The organism is Terriglobus albidus (assembly GCF_008000815.1).
In the GTDB taxonomy this organism is placed as follows: Bacteria; Acidobacteriota; Terriglobia; order Terriglobales; family Acidobacteriaceae; genus Terriglobus; species Terriglobus albidus_A.
On the sequence record NZ_CP042806.1, the window covers coordinates 127,308 to 147,116 of the forward strand.

A 19,809-nucleotide genomic window follows, 5' to 3' on the forward strand; every position below is an offset into this window, starting at 1 on the left:
TTCGCCTCGCTTTGGGCCGCCAGGCCACCAGAACGGGGCCGCGGGCTTGCTGCGGAAGTTAAAGAATACCGTATTTTGGGCCTAGGGGCAATCAGCAGGACAGGCATACAGAGCACCTCGTATGCTTATCCCCAACAGGAGAAAGCACAACGCATGAAAGCCCTGATGCTTGAGGCGTACGAACATCTGCAGGTCATCGACATGCCCGTCCCGGCCGTTGCCCCCGACGAGGTTCTGATCAAGGTCGCCGCCTGCGGCATCTGCGGAAGCGATGTTCACGGCTACGATGGCGGTTCCGGCCGCCGTATTCCACCCATCGTTATGGGCCATGAGGCTGCCGGCATCATCGCCGCGGTCGGCTCCGACGTGCAAGGCTATAAGGCCGGCGATCGCGTCACCTTCGACTCCACCGTCTACTGCGGCAAGTGCGAGTTCTGCAAACGGGGCGAGGTCAACCTCTGCGACAACCGCCAGGTGATGGGCGTCTCCTGCGGCGACTATCGCCGCCATGGCGCCTTCGCCGAGTTTGTCGCCGTGCCCGAACGTATCCTCTATAAGCTGCCGGAGAACTTCCCCTTCGAAGAGGCAGCCATGCTGGAGGCCGTTGCCGTTGCACTGCACGGAGTCCGCGTCTCGCAACTGAAGCCAGGCGACTCTGCCCTGGTGATCGGTGCCGGCATGATCGGTCTCCTGACAGCGCAGGCCGCTCGTGCCGCCGGAGCACGCTCTGTCACCATCGCCGATGTCGATGCGGCCCGCCTGCAGATGGCCGTCGATGTCGGTATTCCGGACACGCTGCATCTCTCGGGCAACGATCTGATCGCCGAAATCCTGCGCCGCACCGGCAATCTGGGCGTGGATGTCGTCCTCGAAGCCGTTGGCCGTGCGGAGACCGTTGTCGCTTCTATCGAATGTGTACGCCGCGGAGGCACCGTCGGCCTGATCGGCAATATTCAGCCCGAGGTTCCGCTGCCGTTGCAGCGCGTGGTCACCCGTGAGGTCCGGCTGCAGGGCTCCTGCTCCTCCGCAGGAGAGTACGTCGAAGCTATTCGCCTGATGTCCGAAGGCGCCATCACGGTAAAGCCTCTGATCTCCGCAGTCAGCACACTGGAAGAGGCTGCCGACTGGTTTGCGCGTCTGCATGCACGTGAGGCAGGTCTGCTCAAGGTCGTCGTTGCACCCGGTAAGGAGAACTAAGCGTTGAGCGAGAACCTCTTCGATCTGACAGGACAGGTAGCCGTTGTTACAGGGGCATCGCGCGGCCTGGGACAGTACTTCTCTCGCGCCTTAGGACGGGCTGGCGCAAAGCTGATCGTCACCAGCCGCAAGGCCGGCGACTGCGACGCCTTCGTGGAAGAGCTCGCCGGCATGGGCATCACCGCTCATGCGCTGACGCTCGATGTGCGTGACGAGAAGAGCATCACAGCTTTCGGTCCGGCGGCCGATGCCGTCTATGGCAAGGTCGACATCCTGGTGAATAACGCCGGATGCAACATCCGTAAGCCCGCGCTTGAGGTCACGTGGGAGGACTGGAACACCATCCTCGACACCAACCTGCGTGGAGCCTTCTTCGTCGCACAGACCATCGCACGTGGCATGATCACCCGCGGCTACGGCCGCATCATCAACGTCGGTTCAGTCACCAGCGTGTGCGGGTCTGCAGGGTTGGGGCCCTATGGGGCCAGTCGCGGCGGCATCAAGCAGTTGACGATGAGCCTTGCGGATGACTGGGGACCACACGGTGTAACGGTCAACGTCCTGGCTCCAGGTTGGTTCAAGACCAGCCAGAATCGCGTGATGTATGAAGACGAGGGCTGGGTGCAGTATCTGGTCGAACGTATCCCTCTGAAACGTCCGGGAGCTCCTAACGATCTGGACGGTGCAGTGGTCTTCCTGGCCAGCGAGGCTTCGCGCTATGTGACCGGGCAGACGATTCTTATCGACGGCGGTATTTCGGTGGGTAATACGAGGGCGCTGGTAAAGAAGAGCTAGGGGTATGAATACTCCGGGTGCCCCTCGATAAGGAAGAAGACTGTGTCAAGGGTAAAAAGAGCGTACGTCATTATTCGATGCGAGAGCACCGTTTGAGAGTCCAGAGGCAAGGGGTTAGAGGACCGGTAGCTTCTGGGGTAACTCAACGCTGCATCACATCTCTGTGGGGCCTAGCCCCACCAACCATCGATTCGACCGTATGTAACAGGCCATGATGCTTCTATGCGGACATCCAGCCTGTGCTGGATGCGAGAGCGCTCACTCAACGTCACGACCATGGATGGCCAGGGGCACCCCCGAGCTGCTCTCGATATGGGCGATCTCTGGATAGCGTTTGTTCAGCCTGAGCATCCAGTAGAGCCGCACTGCTAACCTCCTTGCTGCCGCCACCTTAGCCACTGCTTTCGGCTTGTGGTGGCAGCGAGCCTGATACTGCTTTCGAAATCCTTCATCCAGCCGGCAGGCCGTCTGTGCTGCTTCCACCAGCAACTGGCGCATGAACCGGTTGCCCTGCTTGCTGATGGCTCCCAGTTTGCGCTTGCCGCCCGAGGTGTATTCGCTGGGGATCAGGCCCAGATAGCTGGCGACCTTCCCGCTGTACTCGAACCGGCTCACATCGCCGATCGTCAGTACGAAGGCCATCGCCGTGATCGGACCCACTCCCGGCTGGCTCATCAACAGCTCCGCCTTCGCATCCTCCCTGGCCGCCTGCACGACTGCCTCATCCAGCTCCTTGATCTGCTGATCCAGACCCTTCATCAGCTCCAGCAGATCCTCCCGTCGACGAGCACTCCAGCCCTCCAGAGGAAGCTTTTCCAACTCAGCCCTCCCCCGAACGCTCCACAGCCGCGACTGCTTCTGTACGCCACGGTTCATCGCCAGGTGCTGCAGCCCGTTCTTCACCCGGGTCCGGATCTCCACCAGCTTGTGTCGGTGGATCAGCAGCTGACGAAGATCCCGCTGCTTGGCTGAAGGCGTCCACAACCGCGGAAACCGGTCCTCCACCAGCAGCTTCAGGATATGGTCCGCATCCCGGCGGTCCGTCTTCTGCTTCCGTACATAGCTGGCTCGGATCTTCGCCGCATCTCCGACCCACACCGTGTGACCCAGACTGCCTAGCAGATCAATAAACCACTGCGCGTTGCCGCACGACTCGATTCCTACAAGCGCTCCCGGAGACAGAGACCGGTAGAACCGTTCCGCCTCCCCATCACCGTTGACTAGCTTCGCTTCCCGGTACTCGCCAGTCTCCTGATCTAAAAATGAAACCTGCTGCCACTGCGGATGGAAATCACAACCTACAATCTGCATAAGAAGGCTTCTCCTGATCTTCCCGATAGGTCAGTCCTCTAACCCTTACCTATCTCGATCTTCGCTGAAGCCTTCTTCCTTATCCCATCAGGGTCCCGCTTTTGGGACCTGGGTCTCGCGCCACGCGCGACTGGCTTGGAACGAGGCGTGCGGTAGAAAAGCAGATTTCTCCGCTCCCTCCGGTCGCTGCGAAATGACAAACAGAAAACGATTCGAGCTTCGCTCGAATTTCCCACATAAGCTTCGCGTATCCACCCCAACGAACTTTGTTCGCTGGGGACCCCGGTATGTGGGGCACCGGCCTGCTCTAAGCCTCTAACGCGCGGCGCACATCGATCGGCTGAATCCGCCCCAGCAGGAAGGCGTACGACAACACACCGATTACCAGATACGCCGCGGCGATACCGAAGGCCCACGTAAAGTTGTGAGTCGCCTGCACGGTGTAACCGGTCAGAATCGGCGCCGCTATGGCAGAGAGCTGGTTCGAGAAGTTCATGATGCCGCCCACCTTGCCGGTGCTTGTATTCGGCACCAGCAGCGAGGGCAGGCTCCAGCAGATAGGCGACGCCGCGGAGAGACCTCCGATCGCAATCGAGATCGGCACCAGCGCCGAGACGGGATCATGTGCAAAAGCCGCGCCCACCAGCCCCAGGCCGCACGTCGTCCCGATCAGCAGTACCGAACGCCGCACTGTGCTCGCATCTTTGCCGCGACGTATCAAAAAGTCGACCAGCACACCACCGATGAAGAAGCCGCAGGCCGTGGCGATCAACCACGGCATAGAGGTAAAGAGAAACGACTGCCGCAGCGAGATATGCAGTGTCTCTGCAAGATAGGTCGGCAGCCACGTCAACAACAGATAGAAGACGTAGTTGTACGACCCCGCGCCGATTGCCAGACCAATCACCTTGCGCTCGCGTAACAGGCGGGCCAACGGAATCGGCGGAGCCAGGATCGCAGCCGCATCCTCTGTTGTCTCGGAACTCGGGTGGATGACGTTGCGCATGGTGAAGCGATCCGGCTCGCGATAGAGCAGCGCAAACAGACCGAGATACGCAAACGAAAGTGCAGCCGTGAAGCCAAACGACATCCGCCAGCCGACGCGTAACAGCAACAGCCCGAGCAGCGGCACACCGATCCCATTGGCGAGCTTTGCCGCACTGTCGAAGATCGCCGTCGCCAGCGATCGTTCATGCTGCGGAAACCATGCGCCGACGGCCTTCGCATTCGCCGGAAAGGTAGGAGCTTCGCCGATACCCAGCAGCAGCCGCGCCGCGAAGAACAGCAGCACACCGGGTGCAAACGCCGCAGCAATCGAAGCTATACCCCAGATGGCAATCGAGTAGAGCGAGACCTTGCGCACGCCGAAAGCATCGAGTATTACGCCAGTCGGTAACTGACACGCGGCATAGGTCCACGAATATGCCGCTGAGAGCTGTCCAAAGACCGAGGGCGTAATTCCAAACGTCTGCACCAGAGCGTCGTGCGAAACCGAAAGATTGACACGGTCGAAGTAGTTCACCAGGACGCCGACGCCGAGCAGTATTCCAACGGTCCAGCGATATGACGCAGCATTGCTGTTTTCAGTTTTCATCGGGCATCGCGACTCTATCACGCCAAAGCATTTTTCCTGTAGGGGCAGAATAGGGCTTCCGCATCTATGGGCGTTTTCCGCAATGAAAACGCCGCTGCACTTCTCTTCCGGGATACCCAGCAACAGGAAAAATGCTGAAAGCTACGGCTTGCTTACTGCCCCGATCACGACTCTCAGGTGTAATGCCGCGCTCGGTCGCCCGTTCTCCCTTGCATCACCCCATGCGGCGGAACGTCGCATAATCGAGGAGATGGCGATGGAGCATGAACACCACGGCAGCAGTCAACAGGGCGCGAAGTCGTCCCCTTTCAACATCGTCAGTCAGCCGCAGAAAGATCCCGTCTGCGGCATGATGGTGAACCCGGCCACCGCTCCTGCGAAGGCCGAATACCAGGGCAAGACCTATTACTTCTGCTGCTCAAGCTGCGCCGCAAAGTTCAAGACCGATCCTGAGAAGTATCTGAACCCAAAGCCAGCGGCTCCTCCGACCGCTGCTGAGGCCTCGGCGGAATACATCTGCCCCATGGACCCCGAGGTCAGCCAGAAGGGACCTGGCAGTTGCCCAAAATGCGGCATGGCGCTTGAGCCTGCAGTGCCCGTCGCTCTCACACGCATCGAATACACCTGCCCGATGCATCCGGAGGTGATCAGCGACCATCCTGGTAACTGCCCCAAGTGCGGTATGGCGTTAGAACCGCGGACGGTCGAAGTTGCGGAGCAGGAAAACCCCGAACTCACCGACATGCGCCGCCGCTTCTGGATCTGCGCCATCCTCACGGTGCCGGTCTTTGTTGCCGCCATGAGCGGCATGCGTGCTGAACATCTTTTCGGCGGGAGCACACTTCACTGGCTGGAGATGGCGCTCAGCACGCCGGTGGTGCTGTGGGGAGGCTGGCCCTTCTTCGAGCGGGCCGTGCAGTCCGTCCGCACACGCAACCTGAATATGTTTACGCTCATCGGCCTTGGGGTCGCTGCTGCCTATGGCTACAGTGTGGCCGCGCTGTTCTTCCCAGACCTCTTCCCTGCTGCCTTCCGCGATGAGATGGGGGAGGCTCCGGTGTACTTTGAGGCCGCCTCTGTCATCGTGGTCCTCGTACTGCTGGGTCAGGTACTTGAGCTGAAGGCACGCGCACGCACCGGAGAGGCAATCCGCAGCCTGCTTGGCCTCGCAGCGAAATCCGCGCATCGCATCAAGGCAGATGGAACAGAAGAGGATGTCCCACTCGACCTGGTTCACCCCGGCGATCTTCTCCGCGTTCGCCCCGGCGAAAAGATTCCCGCTGACGGCGTGGTGACGGAAGGTGCAAGCTCAGTCGACGAGTCGATGATGACCGGCGAACCCATACCGGTAGAGAAGCATGCAGGTGACCGGGTGACCGGAGCGACGATCAACGGTACGGGAACGCTGGTGCTGCGAGCCGAGCGCGTCGGTCGCGAGAGTCTGCTTTCCCAGATTGTGCAGATGGTCGCCGAGGCACAGCGCAGCCGAGCGCCGATTCAGCGTCTTGCCGACCAGGTTGCGGGCTACTTTGTTCCTGCTGTTATCCTCGCGGCTGCACTCGCAGCCGTTGCGTGGGCTCTCATGGGACCGCAGCCGCGGTTGGCTCACGCACTCATCTCCGCCGTCGCCGTCGTGATGATCGCCTGCCCCTGCGCCTTGGGACTGGCAACGCCGATGTCCATCATGGTTGCCAGCGGCAAGGCTGCACACATCGGTGTGCTCTTCCGCAACGCTGAAGCCATCGAGACGCTGCGCAAGGTCGATACTCTCGTTCTCGACAAGACCGGCACGCTCACCGAGGGCAAACCTCGCGTCACCGCAATCAAGTCCTATGGCATAGAGGAAGCTCGTCTGCTGCGGCTGGCGGCCAGCCTGGAGAACGCCAGCGAACATCCGCTGGCTGCTGCGATTGTTGCTGCCGCCAAGGAACGCGGCCTTGGACTGCTGCCGGTCAGGAACTTCTCCTCGATCACCGGCAAGGGCGTTCGCGGACATATCGACAATGCCACCATCGCACTCGGTAACAACGCCCTGATGCAGGAACTGGGAATCGATACGTCCTCCACAGAAGCTGACAAGCTGCGCTGTGAAGGCCAGACGGTCGTCTTCCTGGCGCAGGACAACGCGCTGCTTGGCACTCTCGCTGTCGCCGATCCGATCAAAGCCACAGCGCGCGAGGCCTTGCGCCAGCTGCACAACGAAGGGCTTGCGATTGTGATGCTGACCGGCGACAGCCGTGCGACGGCAGAAGCTGTGGCCTCGCAACTCGGAATCGACCAGGTCATCGCCGAGGTATTGCCCGCCGGCAAACGCGAGGCGATTGAGAAACTGCAGCAGGCGGGGCATGTTGTCGGCATGGCAGGCGACGGCGTGAATGATGCCGTTGCCCTGGCAAAGGCGGATGTGGGCATCGCGATGGGGACCGGCACCGACGTCGCCATGCAGACCGCGGGCGTCACGCTGGTGAAGGGCGACCTTAACGGCATTCTGCGTGCCTACCGGCTCAGTGAAGCAACCATGAGCAACATCCGGCAGAACCTGTTCTTTGCCTTTATCTACAACGCCCTGGGCGTACCTGTTGCTGCAGGAGCGCTATATCCCCTCTTCGGCATTGTGCTGAGCCCGATGATTGCTGCCGCGGCGATGAGCTTCAGTTCGGTGTCGGTGATTGCGAATGCGTTGCGGTTACGAGCTGCGAAGATCTAGGGGCTTATCGACAGAGGAATAGAGAAGCCATTGTTCTCTGTGGGGAAGATTTTGATTTGTCATTTCGTAGCGAAGCGGAGAAATCTGCTTGTAACCCCGCCGAAAAGACATGGGTAGAGAAGCAGATTTCTCCGCTCTCTTCGAGAGCTACGAAATGACAAATCAAAATGGACACCCGGAATTCTGGTGATCAGAGCGCCGCCTTTACCTTCTTCGGCAGCTTGTCGAAGACGCGCGTATGCGCCTGGCGCAGCAGGTCTTCCAGCTCGGCCTTGCGGAAGACATTCCACCCGGCCAGGGCGACCCACTTCGCCCGCGCCAGGTAGGGCGCCGGCATCACGCCTTCGATCTCCAGCAGCTCGTGAAACCGCTCCGGATCGGCGGCGAAGCTGAAGACCACCGGCTGGCGCCCAAGGCGTGACTCGTCATCCAGATTGATGAGGGCGAACATCTTGCCGCCCTTGGTCTTATCGCCTACCCAGAAGACGAGGTTGTCGCCCCATTGGCGGGTCTCCGCGACGTGAGGCAGGGAGCGCAGGAACTTGCGGACACCTTCGACATCCATGCCCGCAAGTATCCCACGCCCGCCTTCTATACTCGAAGGTGCGACATCATGACCTTTCCATCACTGCAGGAACAGCTTGACCTCATCACCAAGGGCGCGGCGGAGATCATTCCGCTGGAGGACCTGGCCAAACGCATCGAGAAGTCGATCGCGACCGGTACCCCCATGCGCATCAAAGCCGGCTTCGACCCCACGGCGCCTGATCTGCACCTTGGCCACACCGTGCTGATGCGCAAGCTGAAGCACTTTCAGACTCTGGGCCATACCGTCATCTTCCTGATCGGCGACTCGACCGCCCTGATCGGCGACCCCACGGGCAAGAGCCAGACACGCAAGCCGCTCACGCGCGAAGAGATCGACGCCAACGCCGAGACCTACAAGGAACAGGTTTTCAAGATTCTGGACCCGGAAAAAACCGAGGTTCGCTACAACTCCGAGTGGCTCGATCAGCTCGGCTACGCCGGCATCATCAAGCTGACGGCGCAGTTCACCGTCTCGCAGATGCTGGAGCGCGAAGACTTCCATAAGCGCTTTCAGGAAGAGCAGCCCATCCACGTCCATGAGCTGCTGTACCCGATGGCCCAGGGCTACGACTCGGTCGCACTGAAGTGCGATGTGGAGCTGGGCGGCACCGACCAGAAGTTCAACCTGATGCGTGGCCGCGATCTGCAGCGCACTCACGGGCAGGCTCCGCAGATCATTCTGATGACGCCCATCCTCGAGGGCCTCGACGGCGTGCAGAAGATGTCGAAGTCGCTCGGCAACGCCATCGGCATCAAGGAGCCGCCGGGAGAGATGTACGGCAAGCTGATGAGCATCTCCGACGAGCTGATGTGGCGTTACTGGGTCTTCCTCACCGACCTGCCGCAGTCTGCCATCGACCAGATGCGCACCGATGTCGCTTCAGGGGCGCTGCATCCCATGCAGGCAAAGAAGAACCTCGCGCGCACCATCACGGCCGGATTCCATTCCGAAGCAGAAGCAGCGCACGCCGAGGAGAACTGGGCGCGTACCTTCCAGCAGAAGGCCATCGCCGACGACCTGGAGGAGGTGCAGATCTCTTCGGAGACGCTCGCCATCACGGACTCCACCGTGCGCGTCGCGAAGCTTCTCGTCGCTCTGGGTCTCGCTGCTTCCGCAGGAGAAGCGACGCGAAAGGTGGCAGAGGGCGCAGTGCGGATCGACGGCAATGTCCATAAGGATGCCTTCCTCACGGTCACCGAATTGCCGGCCCGTATCCCCGTGCGCCTGGGAAAGCGCGCGAAGCTCGCAGTGATCGCCTGACTTTGACTATTCCGCAACCCGGGAGCCCTGTTTTAGACTGGTCCCGGGTTGCCTGCCTCTCCGGAGATAGCCCAATATAATCAATAGCTTGCGCGCGGCCCGTAAACCACCCGCGACAAAGATGCATCCAACTGGGTCAGCAAGTCTAAGGAGGAACCCGTACTGATGGGTACCCGATCGATTGCCGCTGTTGCAGCCCTGATTATTTTTGCTCTTCCTGCTCTCGGACAACAGGACCCCGCCGCCCAGAACATGGCGCGCCAGGTCATGCAGACGGAGATCGACGCCGACCACGCTGACCATACGCGGTGGCAGTACCGCTCGCACTATCAGAAGCCTGGCGAAGATGCGCTCTTCTACGTCATTGAGACGGATAGCGGAGCGATAAAGAAGAAGATCCGTACCGATGGCCGCCCCTTAACCCCGGCCGAACTCGCTGCAGAAGACCGTAAGATCACCGAGTTCGTCTCCAGCCCCAGCGAACAGGAGAAGCAGCGCAAGAGCGGCCGCGAAGATGACAAGCGTGCCGAAGAGATGCTGCGTATGATGCCGGATGCTTTCTACTGGTCGATAAAGTCCGAGAGTCCAGAGGCGACCACCCTCGCCTTTGTACCCAATCCGAACTTCACACCACCCTCGATGGAAGCCCGTGTCTTCGCCGCGATGTCCGGCGAGATCGTCCTGGATAAGGCACAGCATCGTCTGAAGCTGATGCACGGCACCCTCACCAACGACGTCACCTTCGGATGGGGCCTCTTCGGCCGCATGAAGAAGGGTGGCACCTTCTCAGTAGAACGCCACGAGGTCAAGCCTGGCGTCTGGCTTATTGTCGAAACCCACGTCCACATCGAAGGGAAAGCGCTGCTCTTCAAGTCCATCTCCGAGCAGGAAGATGAAGTCAAGTCCGGCTTCCGCCTCACACCCGACGCCATGACGCTGCAGCAGGCCGCCTCTGAACTGAAGTCACAGCCACCGGAGACGCTTGCTCGGCGGTAACGAGAGATACATGCTCGCTCGATAGAGCATTTTCCCTGTAGGTGTAGTGTGGGGCTTCCGCATCTATGGGCGTTTTCCGCGATGAAAACGCCGCTGCACTACTCTTCCGGGATGCCCAGCAACAGGGAAAATGCTCTAAAGGGCGCGGTCACCTCCGCGCCCGTTATGCTTGAGGGGACGATGGCAGGCCGAAACTATCCCCAGACCGACCGCGACCTCCTCCGGCTCATCGAACGCTCTCCCGGTGGACGCGCAGGCTACAAGCAACTCATCCGCGAGCTCGGCCTCGGCGGAGGCCGCGAACGCCGTCTGCTACTCGAACACCTTGCCCGCATGACTGCCAGCGGCGCACTGCAGAAGGTCAATCACGATCAGTGGGCAGTGCCGAAGCCAAACGACCGTGGGACGCAGGCCAGAGCGACCTCCACCAGGCGCGGCCGGTATCCCACGGCCGCATCGTTCAATCGCGACAACCTCGTCTCCGGGAAGCTCGACCTGCATCGTGACGGCTTCGGCTTTGTGCGCGTGCCGGGCGAGGACGACATCTTCATCCCACCGCCTGAGATCAACGGAGCCATGCAGGGTGACCAGGTGCTGGTGGAGGTTGGCCCACCGCAGCGCGATGGCCGCCGTTCCGGACGCATCGCCCGCGTACTCAACCGCAAACACCCGACGATTGTCGGCATCTTCCACTACGCCCGTCCGCAGAAGCGGCATGACTCTCCGCTGGTGCGCGGCAACTATGTCACACCGCTCGATGAACGCATGACGCAGCCGATCCTTATCCCTGACGGGTTGGAGGTCCCTCTGCAGAAGGAGGGCTCGCCGCATCGCGTGCTGGGTGAAGAGGCACGCGCGCAGCTTGAGGAAGATTGGCGCAACCTCGAAGGCATGGCCGTCGATGTCGAGATCACCGACTTCCCCACGACGGCTCGCCCGGCAACCGGCCGCGTCATCGAAGTGCTGGGCGACAAAGATGCCTTCGGTGTCGACGTCGAGATCATCATCCGCAAGCATCATCTGCCGCACGTCTTCCCTGACAACGTCCTGGGAGAGGCACGCGCGCAGGCGGCAGAGCTTAACGGAGAGTACATCCACGAGCTCGAATCGACGCCGTGGAATGGATTCGGAACACGCCCGGGTGAGAGCGGCCGCATCGACTTCCGCAGCTTCCCCATCGTCACCATCGACGGCGAAACCGCGAAGGACTTTGACGACGCCGTACACGCCCGCCTTCTGCCCAGCGGCAACTGGGAGTTGCAGGTCCACATCGCCGACGTCGCTGAGTATGTCCTGCCTGGAGGCGCACTCGATCTGGAAGCGCGGCTGCGCGGCACCAGCGTCTATTTCCCTGACCGCGCCATTCCGATGCTGCCGCAGGAGCTCTCCAGCGATATGTGCTCGCTGCGTCCGCACGAGAATCGGTTGGTTCTCTCCTGCGTCATGGAAATCGACCAGCGCGGCGAGGTGCTGCGCTACCAGGTGATGGAAGGCATCATCCGCTCCGCACAGCGCATGACGTATACCAACGTGCAGCGCGTGCTCGATGAGGACGCCAATGCTCTGCGCGAATTCGCCGACCTGCTGCCCGAGTTCAAGCGTATGGAAACACTCTCGCGCCTGCTGAATCGCAAACGTGTGCGCCGCGGCTCCATCGACTTCGATCTTCCTGAACCTGTGGTGCAGTTCAACGAGGCTGGAGAGATGCAGGGGATCGTGCGCTCCGAACGCATCTGGGCGCATCGCCTGATCGAAGAGTTCATGCTCTCGGCCAATGAATGTGTGGCTACCTGGATTGAGTCACAGGGCGTGCCGGGCATCTACCGCATTCACGAACCTCCTGACGCGCGGCGCGTTGTCGAGTTCGAAGAGACGGCGGCCGGCTTCGGCTACTCGCTCGGTATCGGCAATCTGCCGGTGCGCAAGGTTCAGACGCGCGGTGACCGGCGCGATGCACGCGGCAGTGGACGTGCCGCAAAGACTCACGAGGTCACCGAAGAGATTCCGGTGACGCCGCGCATGTACCAGAAGCTGACCGAGCGCATTGCGGGCAAACCCGAAGAGCGCATCCTCGCCTACCTCATGCTGCGCTCGCTGAAACAAGCAGCGTACTCCGAACAGAATGAAGGCCACTTCGCGCTGGCCTCGCCGACCTATACGCACTTCACCTCGCCCATTCGTCGATACCCGGATCTGATCGTGCATCGCATCGTGAAAGACCTGCTTCACAGCGGAGCCAATTCCATGGGTGGCGCCGTGCTGAGCGATAAGCCGTCCCCGTGGGCAAATCCCCGCTTCACGAAGCACGCGGCTGACCTGGAAGGTCCGATCATGGCCAGCGAATTGGCGGCCATCGCGCAGGAGTCGAGCGAGCGTGAACGCGGCTCCGAAGATGCCGAGCGTGAGCTGATCGAGTGGAAGAAGATCAAGTTCATGCAGGACCGTGTCGGCGAAGACTTCGACGCGATGATCCTGTCGGCCACCAAGTACGGCCTCTTCGTGGAGCTCGACGGTCTTTTTGTGGAGGGCCTTGTCCCGATCGACTCGTTGCGCGACGACCGCTATTACTTCAATGAGAGCTCACGCCGCATCTGCGGAGACCGCAATGGGCGCTGCTATGCCATGGGGCAGAAGGTGCGGGTATTGCTCGATCGCGTGGACCGCGTAAATCGCCGCCTGCAGTTCGCCATTCTGGAAGACGAGAGCGGTCCACTCGCGCCTGCGGACGGAGAGCGTCCAGCGAAACCCGGTGCCCATCCGTATAAACCGCCGAAAGGTGCCGGGAAGAAGCGCTCGAAGAAGTCGATTCAGCGGGAGAAGAAGGCGAAACGCGGTAAGAAGCGGTAGACATCATCGTTTCTGTCGATGGATGCCATCGTAAGAATGGCGGATTCATCCTCTTGTAACGAGCCCCTCCGCGCCCGATAATGAGCTCAGTCGTTCTCCGTTTTACAGTCCAGACGTAAGAAAGAGGCCATTCCATGAGCCCTACCCGTCGTGTCTTTATCCAGCGGATGGCGCAGCTCGGAGGCTACTCCGCTGCTTATTCCACAATGCATCTTCTCGGCCTGATGCCCGCTTCCGGCGCTTCTCCTCTCCCGGAACTCCCTGCAGATTTCGGCAAAGGGAAGAAGGTCGTCGTTCTCGGAGCGGGTATCTCCGGCCTGGTAACGGCCTACGAGCTTCGCAAGGCAGGCTTTACGGTTACGGTCCTGGAGGCCCGTCATCGGCCCGGTGGTCGTTCATGGTCTGTGCGTAACGGCACGACCGTCGAGTTCGTGGATGGCACGAAGCAGGAATGTAGCTGGGAAGAAGGCCACTATCTCAACGCCGGCCCGGCACGCATTCCCTCGCATCACACGCATATCCTCGACTACTGCCAGGAGCTGAACGTTCCGCTGGAGGTAGAGATCAACTTCTCCCGCTCTGCGCTGATGCAGTCGGATTCGCTGAATGGCGGAAAGGCCGTGGAAGAACGGCAGGTAGTGCATGACACCCGCGGCTACATCGCCGAGCTGCTCTCGAAGGCCATCAGCGGGCATGCACTCGACCAGGAGCTGACGAAGGACGATGCCGAGCGCATGTACTATTTCCTGCGCGGCTTCGGCGACCTTAATGGGCAAAGCAAGTACACCGGCACAACTCGCGCCGGCTTTGTCGCACCGCGCGGCGCCGGGCCTGCCGTTGCGAAGCTGCATGATCCCCTCAAGCTCAGCGAGCTACTCGCCGCCGATCTCTCCAAGGGAGTTCTGTACGAAGAGCAGATCGACTGGCAGGCGACCATGTTCCAGCCGGTCGGCGGAATGGACCGCATCGGCTACGGCTTCGCTAAGGCTCTGGGCGAGATCATCGTCTACGAGGCGCCGGTCACCGAGATCACCACAGGGCCTAACTCCGTGACCGTGGCATATATGAAGAAGGGCGCGGCACAGACCATTATGGCCGACTGGTGTGTCTGCACCATGCCGATCCCGGTACTGGCGAAGACGAAGAACAACTTCACTGCCGCGACGCAGAAGGCCTTCACCGGCATCCCCATGACGACCAACTACAAGATCGCGTGGGAGTCGCCGCGTTTCTGGGAGAAGGAGAACCGCATCTACGGCGGCATCAGTTTTCCCCGCCAGACCGTCGACCTGGTCTGGTACCCATCCGACAAGCTCTTCTCGAAGACCGGCATCCTTATTGGCGGCTTCAATGCCGAACGCGATGATGTCTCGCGCCAGTTCACGCCCTTCGGTGCACTCTCACGCCAGGGCAAGCTCGATGCTTCCCGTGCCGCGGTGGAGAAGCTGCATCCGGGCAAGTCTTCCCTGCTTACAAAACCCATCTATGTGAGCTGGGAGAACATTCCGTATTCGCTTGGCTGCTTCGCTAACAATCATCTCGACGGGACTGAAGCTGCCTATAGCCAGCTCGATAAACCGGAAGGTCGCACGATCTTCGCGGGTGATTACCTGTCGCATCTGGTGGGATGGCAGGAGGGTGCGGCGTTGTCAGGACATCGCGCGATCGCAAGGATTGCTGCGGAGAAGGTTTAAGAAGATGTCTCATTCTGCTACCCAAAAGTAGGTGGCCCGGCGCGGGTGAACAGGGTGAAGCACGTCATTTTGGCGGTCGTCCAGGGAATCAATGCGAAATACGATAATAGTCGTTGATGTACGACATAAATCGTAATACTCTTCTTAGCTGTGAACCTGATCGCACTTCAGCCCGAATTGTTAAAGCAAAAACGCAGGTCACGCTTCAAAAGCCTGCTACTTCTCCTTTCTGTTTTTCTTCCGACGCACTCGACCAGCGGCGCGCAGGAACAAGGAGCTGCTCTCGCGAAGGATGATCCTGTAGCGGCCTACGAAGACGCGATTCGCCCATTTGAGATTGTAAGAAACGCTCCGCAAAACTGGTCAGAGATTGAGCTTTCAGCCCTGGCTGCGGCTCGCAAGCGGGCCAAAGAAAGCTGCCTCGCAATCAGGATGCCGCAGTTGGAGAAGAGTCAGCTGATTCCATACGCCCGTCTCTGTGCCTTTGGCGAAATGTGGGAGTCCGTATACGGCGCCTCTGAGAGATATCTCGCAGTGATATCGCAACAGAGCGGAACCAGCGATCAGGAAGACGTTCATGGCCGAGGGGTTGGGCTTGGGCTGCAGGTTCAGGCCGATCTCAGGCTGGGAAAACCAGAGGAGGCCGCCCGCGCGAGCCGCACGATGTTGCGCACTCTGCCCTACGATCTGTATACGGCTGAGGCCTTGAGTTCGACGATCAACTATCTGCGGTGGAGCGAACCGGAGAAGGCGCTCGCCTTGCAGCAGGATCGTCAACCAATGCTTCTCACCAGGCTGCGCAATGTGAACACCAAAGATGAGATCAATGGAACACCGCTGGAGGTCGCGCCCTCAGAGCTGTATCGAGAAGCGATCATGCTGCCCGCAATGCTGCAGGCGGAACACAACACCAGTGCAGCAAAGACGCAGTTTGACACCCTGGAGTCGAGCCTGCCTTCTTTGCTCCCACCCAAGGACGGGCGCGTCGTCTCTGAACTGCGCAGCCGCTACCGCCTGCTTGATACCAGGCTGCCGGCGATCAAGACCGGCACATGGCTGTTGGATGTAAAGAACCTGGGGAAGCATCCGGTGGTCGGCACTCTCGGCGCAACGACGGTGTTCTTTGTCTTCCCCGACTGGTGTATCCAGTGCCTCACGCTTCGTCCGCAATTAATAGCGGCATGGCAAAGGTTACGACATGATGAGATCCGCTTCTTCGTGCTTCTCGCTCAGGACAGTGATGTTCCCGTAGCTCCCGATCAAGAAACAGCGGCGTCGCGAAAGACACTCACGGGACGCAATGATGCCGCGCCGCGCCTTGCGCCTTTTCCAGGCCAAAAGCCGGATCTTCCCCATTTCGATATCAAGGTTGCGGGCGATAACAGTCCGGCATCCCTGCTTGCGGGGACACCCACATTTGTGGTGCCGTCAGAGACTCTGGGCAGTTTTTTCACCTCTGAGATTCCATTCTTTGTCGTCACAGACAGCCATGGCATCGTTCGTGTCGTGCAGGCTGCAGACAGTACCGCTCTGGACCCCGGCGGCATGCTCGACCAGATGGTGAGCCGTATTGCACATCAGCAGCCGTAGAACCATGCAAATCGTTGCTACTGGAGGTGAGGAAAGCAGAGCCGTCACTTCTCTCCAGATGACAAAGAAAAGCGGTTCGCGCGTTGCGCGAATACCCAGGTCCCTGAGGGGACCCGGGGCACCCGGTGTATGGGTTACTCAGAGACTAGTCGCAGCCGGCGCCGAGGGCTTCCAGGGATACTTCTTCAGCGACGTCTTCCGTAACCGGCTTCATCTTGCCGTCGAAGAAGTCCTCAACGGCGATCATCACGTCCTCGCCCACCTTAGCCTCATAGATCGCCCTGCGCAGTGCGGCTCCGCCGGCTACGCCGTGCGTGAACCAGCTTGCGAACTGCTTCATCTTGCCGATGGCGTCGCGGCGGGCCGACTCGCGGTCACGCTTGCGGCGCTTTTCTTCGTCGGTCTCGGCACGGCCAGGAGTTGCGAACTCAATCTCCGGATGCTCCTGCTCGATCTCTTCGAGCAGCATCTCGAAATAAGTCCGGATCATGCGATAACGATCCATCTCTGTCGGCTGATCGTAGCGGCCGGTCGCGGTGTACTGCGCAATCTGGCGGAAGAGCCACGGATTCGCCGGAGCGGCGCGGCCGATCATCACCGCATCGCAGCCGGTCTCCGCCACCATCGCAGCAGCATCTTCCGGCGTGCGGATATCACCATTGCCGATGACAGGGATCTTCACCGCGTCCTTGACCTGCGCAATCCACTCCCAGCGTGCCTGGCCGCTGTAGCCCTGCTCGCGCGTACGGGCGTGCAGCGCGACGGCGTTCAGACCGCAATCTTCGGCCATCTTCGCTAGAGGAACACACACGATATTGGCGTCGTTCCAGCCCATACGGAACTTCACCGTAAACGGGATGGTAACTGCGGAACGGATCGCCTGGAAGATTTCACCGATCAGCGGCAGATCGCGCAGCAGGCCGCTGCCGCCATTGCAGGAGGTCACCCGCTTAGCCGGGCAGCCCAGGTTGAGGTCGACGATATCGAAGCCGGCATCTTCCACGATGCGGGCGGACTCGGCCAACGTGACCGGGTTGGAGCCGAAGAGTTGCGCCGAGATCGGGTGTTCGTCCTCGTAGTAGGTGAGATAACGCTTGCGCTTGGTCTCGCGCATACGGGCCAGACCGTCGGCGGAGGTGAACTCCGTCATGATCAGGCCACAGCCCGACTGCTGGTTGGTGACCGTCTGGTTCACATCACCGGAGGAGTCCGGCGTAAACATGCTGGCATTGCGGATGAAGCGCCGGAAGACCGTATCGGTTACTCCAGCCATAGGGGCAAGCACCGTCCCCGGAGCCACCCGGACCTTGCCGATGGTGAACTCGGCAGGAACGGCGACCCCGTTGTCGGGCATGACGTACTCGGTCGGGTTGTCCCAGTTCTTCTTCATACTGTCCGCGCAAAAACCAAAGGCCCTCGCCGTAGCAAGGGCCTCGGCCTTGATGCGTTTGTAGTTACTTGGCGGCGGCGCCAGACTTCTCGAACTTGCGGCGGAAGCGCTCAACGCGTCCGGCCGTGTCGATCAGCTTCTGCTTACCGGTGAAGAAGGGGTGGCAGTTGGCGCAGATTTCGACCGTCAGGTCGCCCTTGTGCGTCGAGCGGGTCACAAAAGTGTTTCCGCAGGCGCACTTTACGTTCATATCGGTGTAGTTGGGGTGAATTCCCTGCTTGGGCATTGAAAATAAATCCTTTTCTTGTGTTGCCGGGCTGTATTGCTATAAACCGGCTTGTTTTTGTCCAGCTCCCGGGGGCGGTTCGCTTGCTGCGGCAAAGATCACGCAACATCGATGTGCCTGTCGACTACGGGCGCTCTGTTAAGTATAACCCGGGTAAAACCGGGGTTGCACCATAGGTGGTGCAGTGGGTGAGGGCTGCGGACGTTTCCGGGAGGTCAACTTTTAGGACAGAAAAGCAGATTTCTCCGCTTCGCCGCGAAATAACAAGGAAAAGCGATATCGGCCAGCAGGAAGTTTTCCTAGATCGATAGGGGTTTTCCTAAGCCTTGCGGACAAGCATACTCATCTCATAGGTATGAGTGTCGTTTGCCCCATCTGCGAAGGAGCCGGTCTCCGCATCCTCACCCGGCCGGACGGGGAACAATACGCCACCGCCTGCGGTTGCCAGACGCAGCGCCGCGCTTTGGCGAATCTGGAACGTGCCCGTATCCCCCGCCGTTACGAGCACTGCACCCTCGACAACTACGAGACCAGCTTTCCCAGCTCGCACCGGTCATTGCTCAAGGCTCACCTTGCGGCGAAAAAGTTCGTTGAGGGGTATCCGCTGGAGACAGACGGCTCCGGCCTTTTGATCACCGGCGCGATCGGTGTAGGGAAAACCCATCTGGCGGTAGGCATTCTGCAGGCGCTCATCATGGAGCGTGGAGCCACCGGACTTTTCTACGACTACCGTGAGCTGCTGAAGGAAGTGCAGCATAGCTACAACCCGAAGGTTTCGGCCACGGAACTGGAGATTCTGAAGCCGGTCTTCGATGCCGAGATCCTGGTGCTGGACGAACTCGGGGCCTCCAAACCCACTGACTGGGTCTGGGATACCGTGGCTCACATCCTGAACACGCGCTACAACGACAAGCGCACCACCATCATTACGACAAACTACGCCAATCAGGCTCCGCTCGGAGTGGAGGCACCCACCCCACGCAACGTGATGCGCGACGAGACCCTGGGCGACCGCATCGGCGAACGCATGCGCAGCCGCTTGCAGGAAATGTGCGTCATTGTGGAGATGCAGGGCGAAGACTTCCGCCAGAAGATCAAGCGGGCCACACTGGCGTAAGAATTGTCGGGGCGTGCGTAAAAGTGTCCAACTTACGGGACACCAAGGCGGTTAAGCTACCAGAACTCCAATCACAATCAATACCGCAGCTGCGATAGCTACGGTGCGATAAATCGCCTCGTCTACTCGCTGTCTGCGGGTCGTCTCGGTCTGCATCTCTGCGCTCCTGAAAAAACTGCAAATGGGGGAAAGCTACGTTCGCTCTCTATATCTCTTTGAACGCAATCTTCCCTCCTTTAGATGCGCTCGCTTTGCAAAAATTTCGTGAGAATTTCCGAAGGTACCTGGGCGCATCCGACATACACAGCTAGAGCATTTTCCTGTAGGTGTAGTCAGGGCTTGTGCATCTATGGGCGTTTTCCTCAATGAAAACGCCGCTGTACGCTCGCCCGGGATACCCAGCAACAGGAAAAATGCTCTAATCGATGCTTCTAGA

The 19,809-nt window shown here is 60.0% G+C and carries 14 protein-coding genes; 9 read left to right on the plus strand and 5 right to left on the minus strand.

Annotated features, from left to right (window positions below; genetic code table 11):
* Positions 1-153: 153 nt before the first annotated feature.
* Both FTW19_RS00550 and FTW19_RS00555 read left to right on the plus strand, forming a co-directional pair.
* Positions 154-1,197 carry a galactitol-1-phosphate 5-dehydrogenase gene (locus FTW19_RS00550; RefSeq protein ID WP_147645763.1) on the plus strand — a complete coding sequence of 348 codons (1,044 nt, stop codon included), beginning with the start codon at positions 154-156 and terminating at the stop codon, positions 1,195-1,197.
* Positions 1,198-1,200: 3 nt separating this feature from the next.
* Complete coding sequence (locus tag FTW19_RS00555) at positions 1,201-1,992, plus strand: SDR family NAD(P)-dependent oxidoreductase (protein ID WP_147645764.1); 792 nt, start codon at positions 1,201-1,203, stop codon at positions 1,990-1,992.
* Positions 1,993-2,250: 258 nt separating this feature from the next.
* On the opposite strand, the gene FTW19_RS00560 is transcribed toward FTW19_RS00555, so the two are convergent.
* Together FTW19_RS00560 and FTW19_RS00565 are read right to left on the minus strand one after the other, a co-directional pair.
* Positions 2,251-3,303, minus strand: a complete 1,053-nt coding sequence (locus tag FTW19_RS00560; RefSeq protein ID WP_147645765.1) for an IS110 family transposase — start codon at positions 3,301-3,303, stop codon at positions 2,251-2,253.
* A gap of 307 nt (positions 3,304-3,610) precedes the next feature.
* A complete protein-coding gene (locus FTW19_RS00565; protein ID WP_147645766.1) occupies positions 3,611-4,897 on the minus strand; it encodes an MFS transporter in 1,287 nt (428 codons plus the stop codon).
* Positions 4,898-5,153: 256 nt separating this feature from the next.
* Between FTW19_RS00565 and FTW19_RS00570 the strand changes: the two genes are divergently transcribed.
* On the plus strand, positions 5,154-7,604 hold the full coding sequence (locus tag FTW19_RS00570) for a heavy metal translocating P-type ATPase (protein ID WP_147645767.1): 2,451 nt from the start codon (positions 5,154-5,156) through the stop codon (positions 7,602-7,604).
* 190 nt (positions 7,605-7,794) lie between these two features.
* Here the strand turns inward: FTW19_RS00570 and FTW19_RS00575 are convergent, their stop codons facing one another.
* The gene (locus tag FTW19_RS00575) at positions 7,795-8,169 is read right to left on the minus strand and encodes an MmcQ/YjbR family DNA-binding protein (RefSeq protein WP_147645768.1); all 375 of its coding nucleotides are present in this window, start codon (positions 8,167-8,169) and stop codon (positions 7,795-7,797) included.
* Between the two features lie 48 nt (positions 8,170-8,217).
* Between FTW19_RS00575 and tyrS the strand changes: the two genes are divergently transcribed.
* The 5 genes from tyrS to FTW19_RS00600 all read left to right on the plus strand — a co-directional run bounded on the left by tyrS (position 8,218) and on the right by FTW19_RS00600 (position 16,580).
* Entirely contained in the window at positions 8,218-9,453 is a 1,236-nt protein-coding gene (tyrS, locus tag FTW19_RS00580) for a tyrosine--tRNA ligase (protein ID WP_147645769.1), read from the plus strand.
* Positions 9,454-9,618: 165 nt separating this feature from the next.
* Positions 9,619-10,449, plus strand: a complete 831-nt coding sequence (locus FTW19_RS00585; protein ID WP_147645770.1) for a hypothetical protein — start codon at positions 9,619-9,621, stop codon at positions 10,447-10,449.
* 180 nt (positions 10,450-10,629) lie between these two features.
* Positions 10,630-13,296, plus strand: a complete 2,667-nt coding sequence (locus tag FTW19_RS00590) for a ribonuclease R family protein (RefSeq protein WP_147645771.1) — start codon at positions 10,630-10,632, stop codon at positions 13,294-13,296.
* A 134-nt stretch (positions 13,297-13,430) separates the two neighbouring features.
* Positions 13,431-14,990: a flavin monoamine oxidase family protein gene (locus FTW19_RS00595; RefSeq protein WP_147645772.1), complete on the plus strand. Its 1,560-nt coding sequence runs from the start codon at positions 13,431-13,433 to the stop codon at positions 14,988-14,990.
* Between the two features lie 441 nt (positions 14,991-15,431).
* On the plus strand, positions 15,432-16,580 hold the full coding sequence (locus FTW19_RS00600) for a hypothetical protein (protein ID WP_147645773.1): 1,149 nt from the start codon (positions 15,432-15,434) through the stop codon (positions 16,578-16,580).
* A 145-nt stretch (positions 16,581-16,725) separates the two neighbouring features.
* On the opposite strand, the gene dusB is transcribed toward FTW19_RS00600, so the two are convergent.
* A complete protein-coding gene (gene dusB, locus FTW19_RS00605; protein ID WP_147645774.1) occupies positions 16,726-17,970 on the minus strand; it encodes a tRNA dihydrouridine synthase DusB in 1,245 nt (414 codons plus the stop codon).
* A gap of 64 nt (positions 17,971-18,034) precedes the next feature.
* Positions 18,035-18,256, minus strand: a complete 222-nt coding sequence (gene rpmE, locus FTW19_RS00610) for a 50S ribosomal protein L31 (protein WP_147645775.1) — start codon at positions 18,254-18,256, stop codon at positions 18,035-18,037.
* 355 nt (positions 18,257-18,611) lie between these two features.
* Here rpmE and FTW19_RS00615 point away from each other — a divergent pair, with 355 nt between their 5' ends.
* The gene (locus FTW19_RS00615; protein WP_147645776.1) at positions 18,612-19,373 is read left to right on the plus strand and encodes an ATP-binding protein; all 762 of its coding nucleotides are present in this window, start codon (positions 18,612-18,614) and stop codon (positions 19,371-19,373) included.
* Positions 19,374-19,809: the final 436 nt, after the last annotated feature.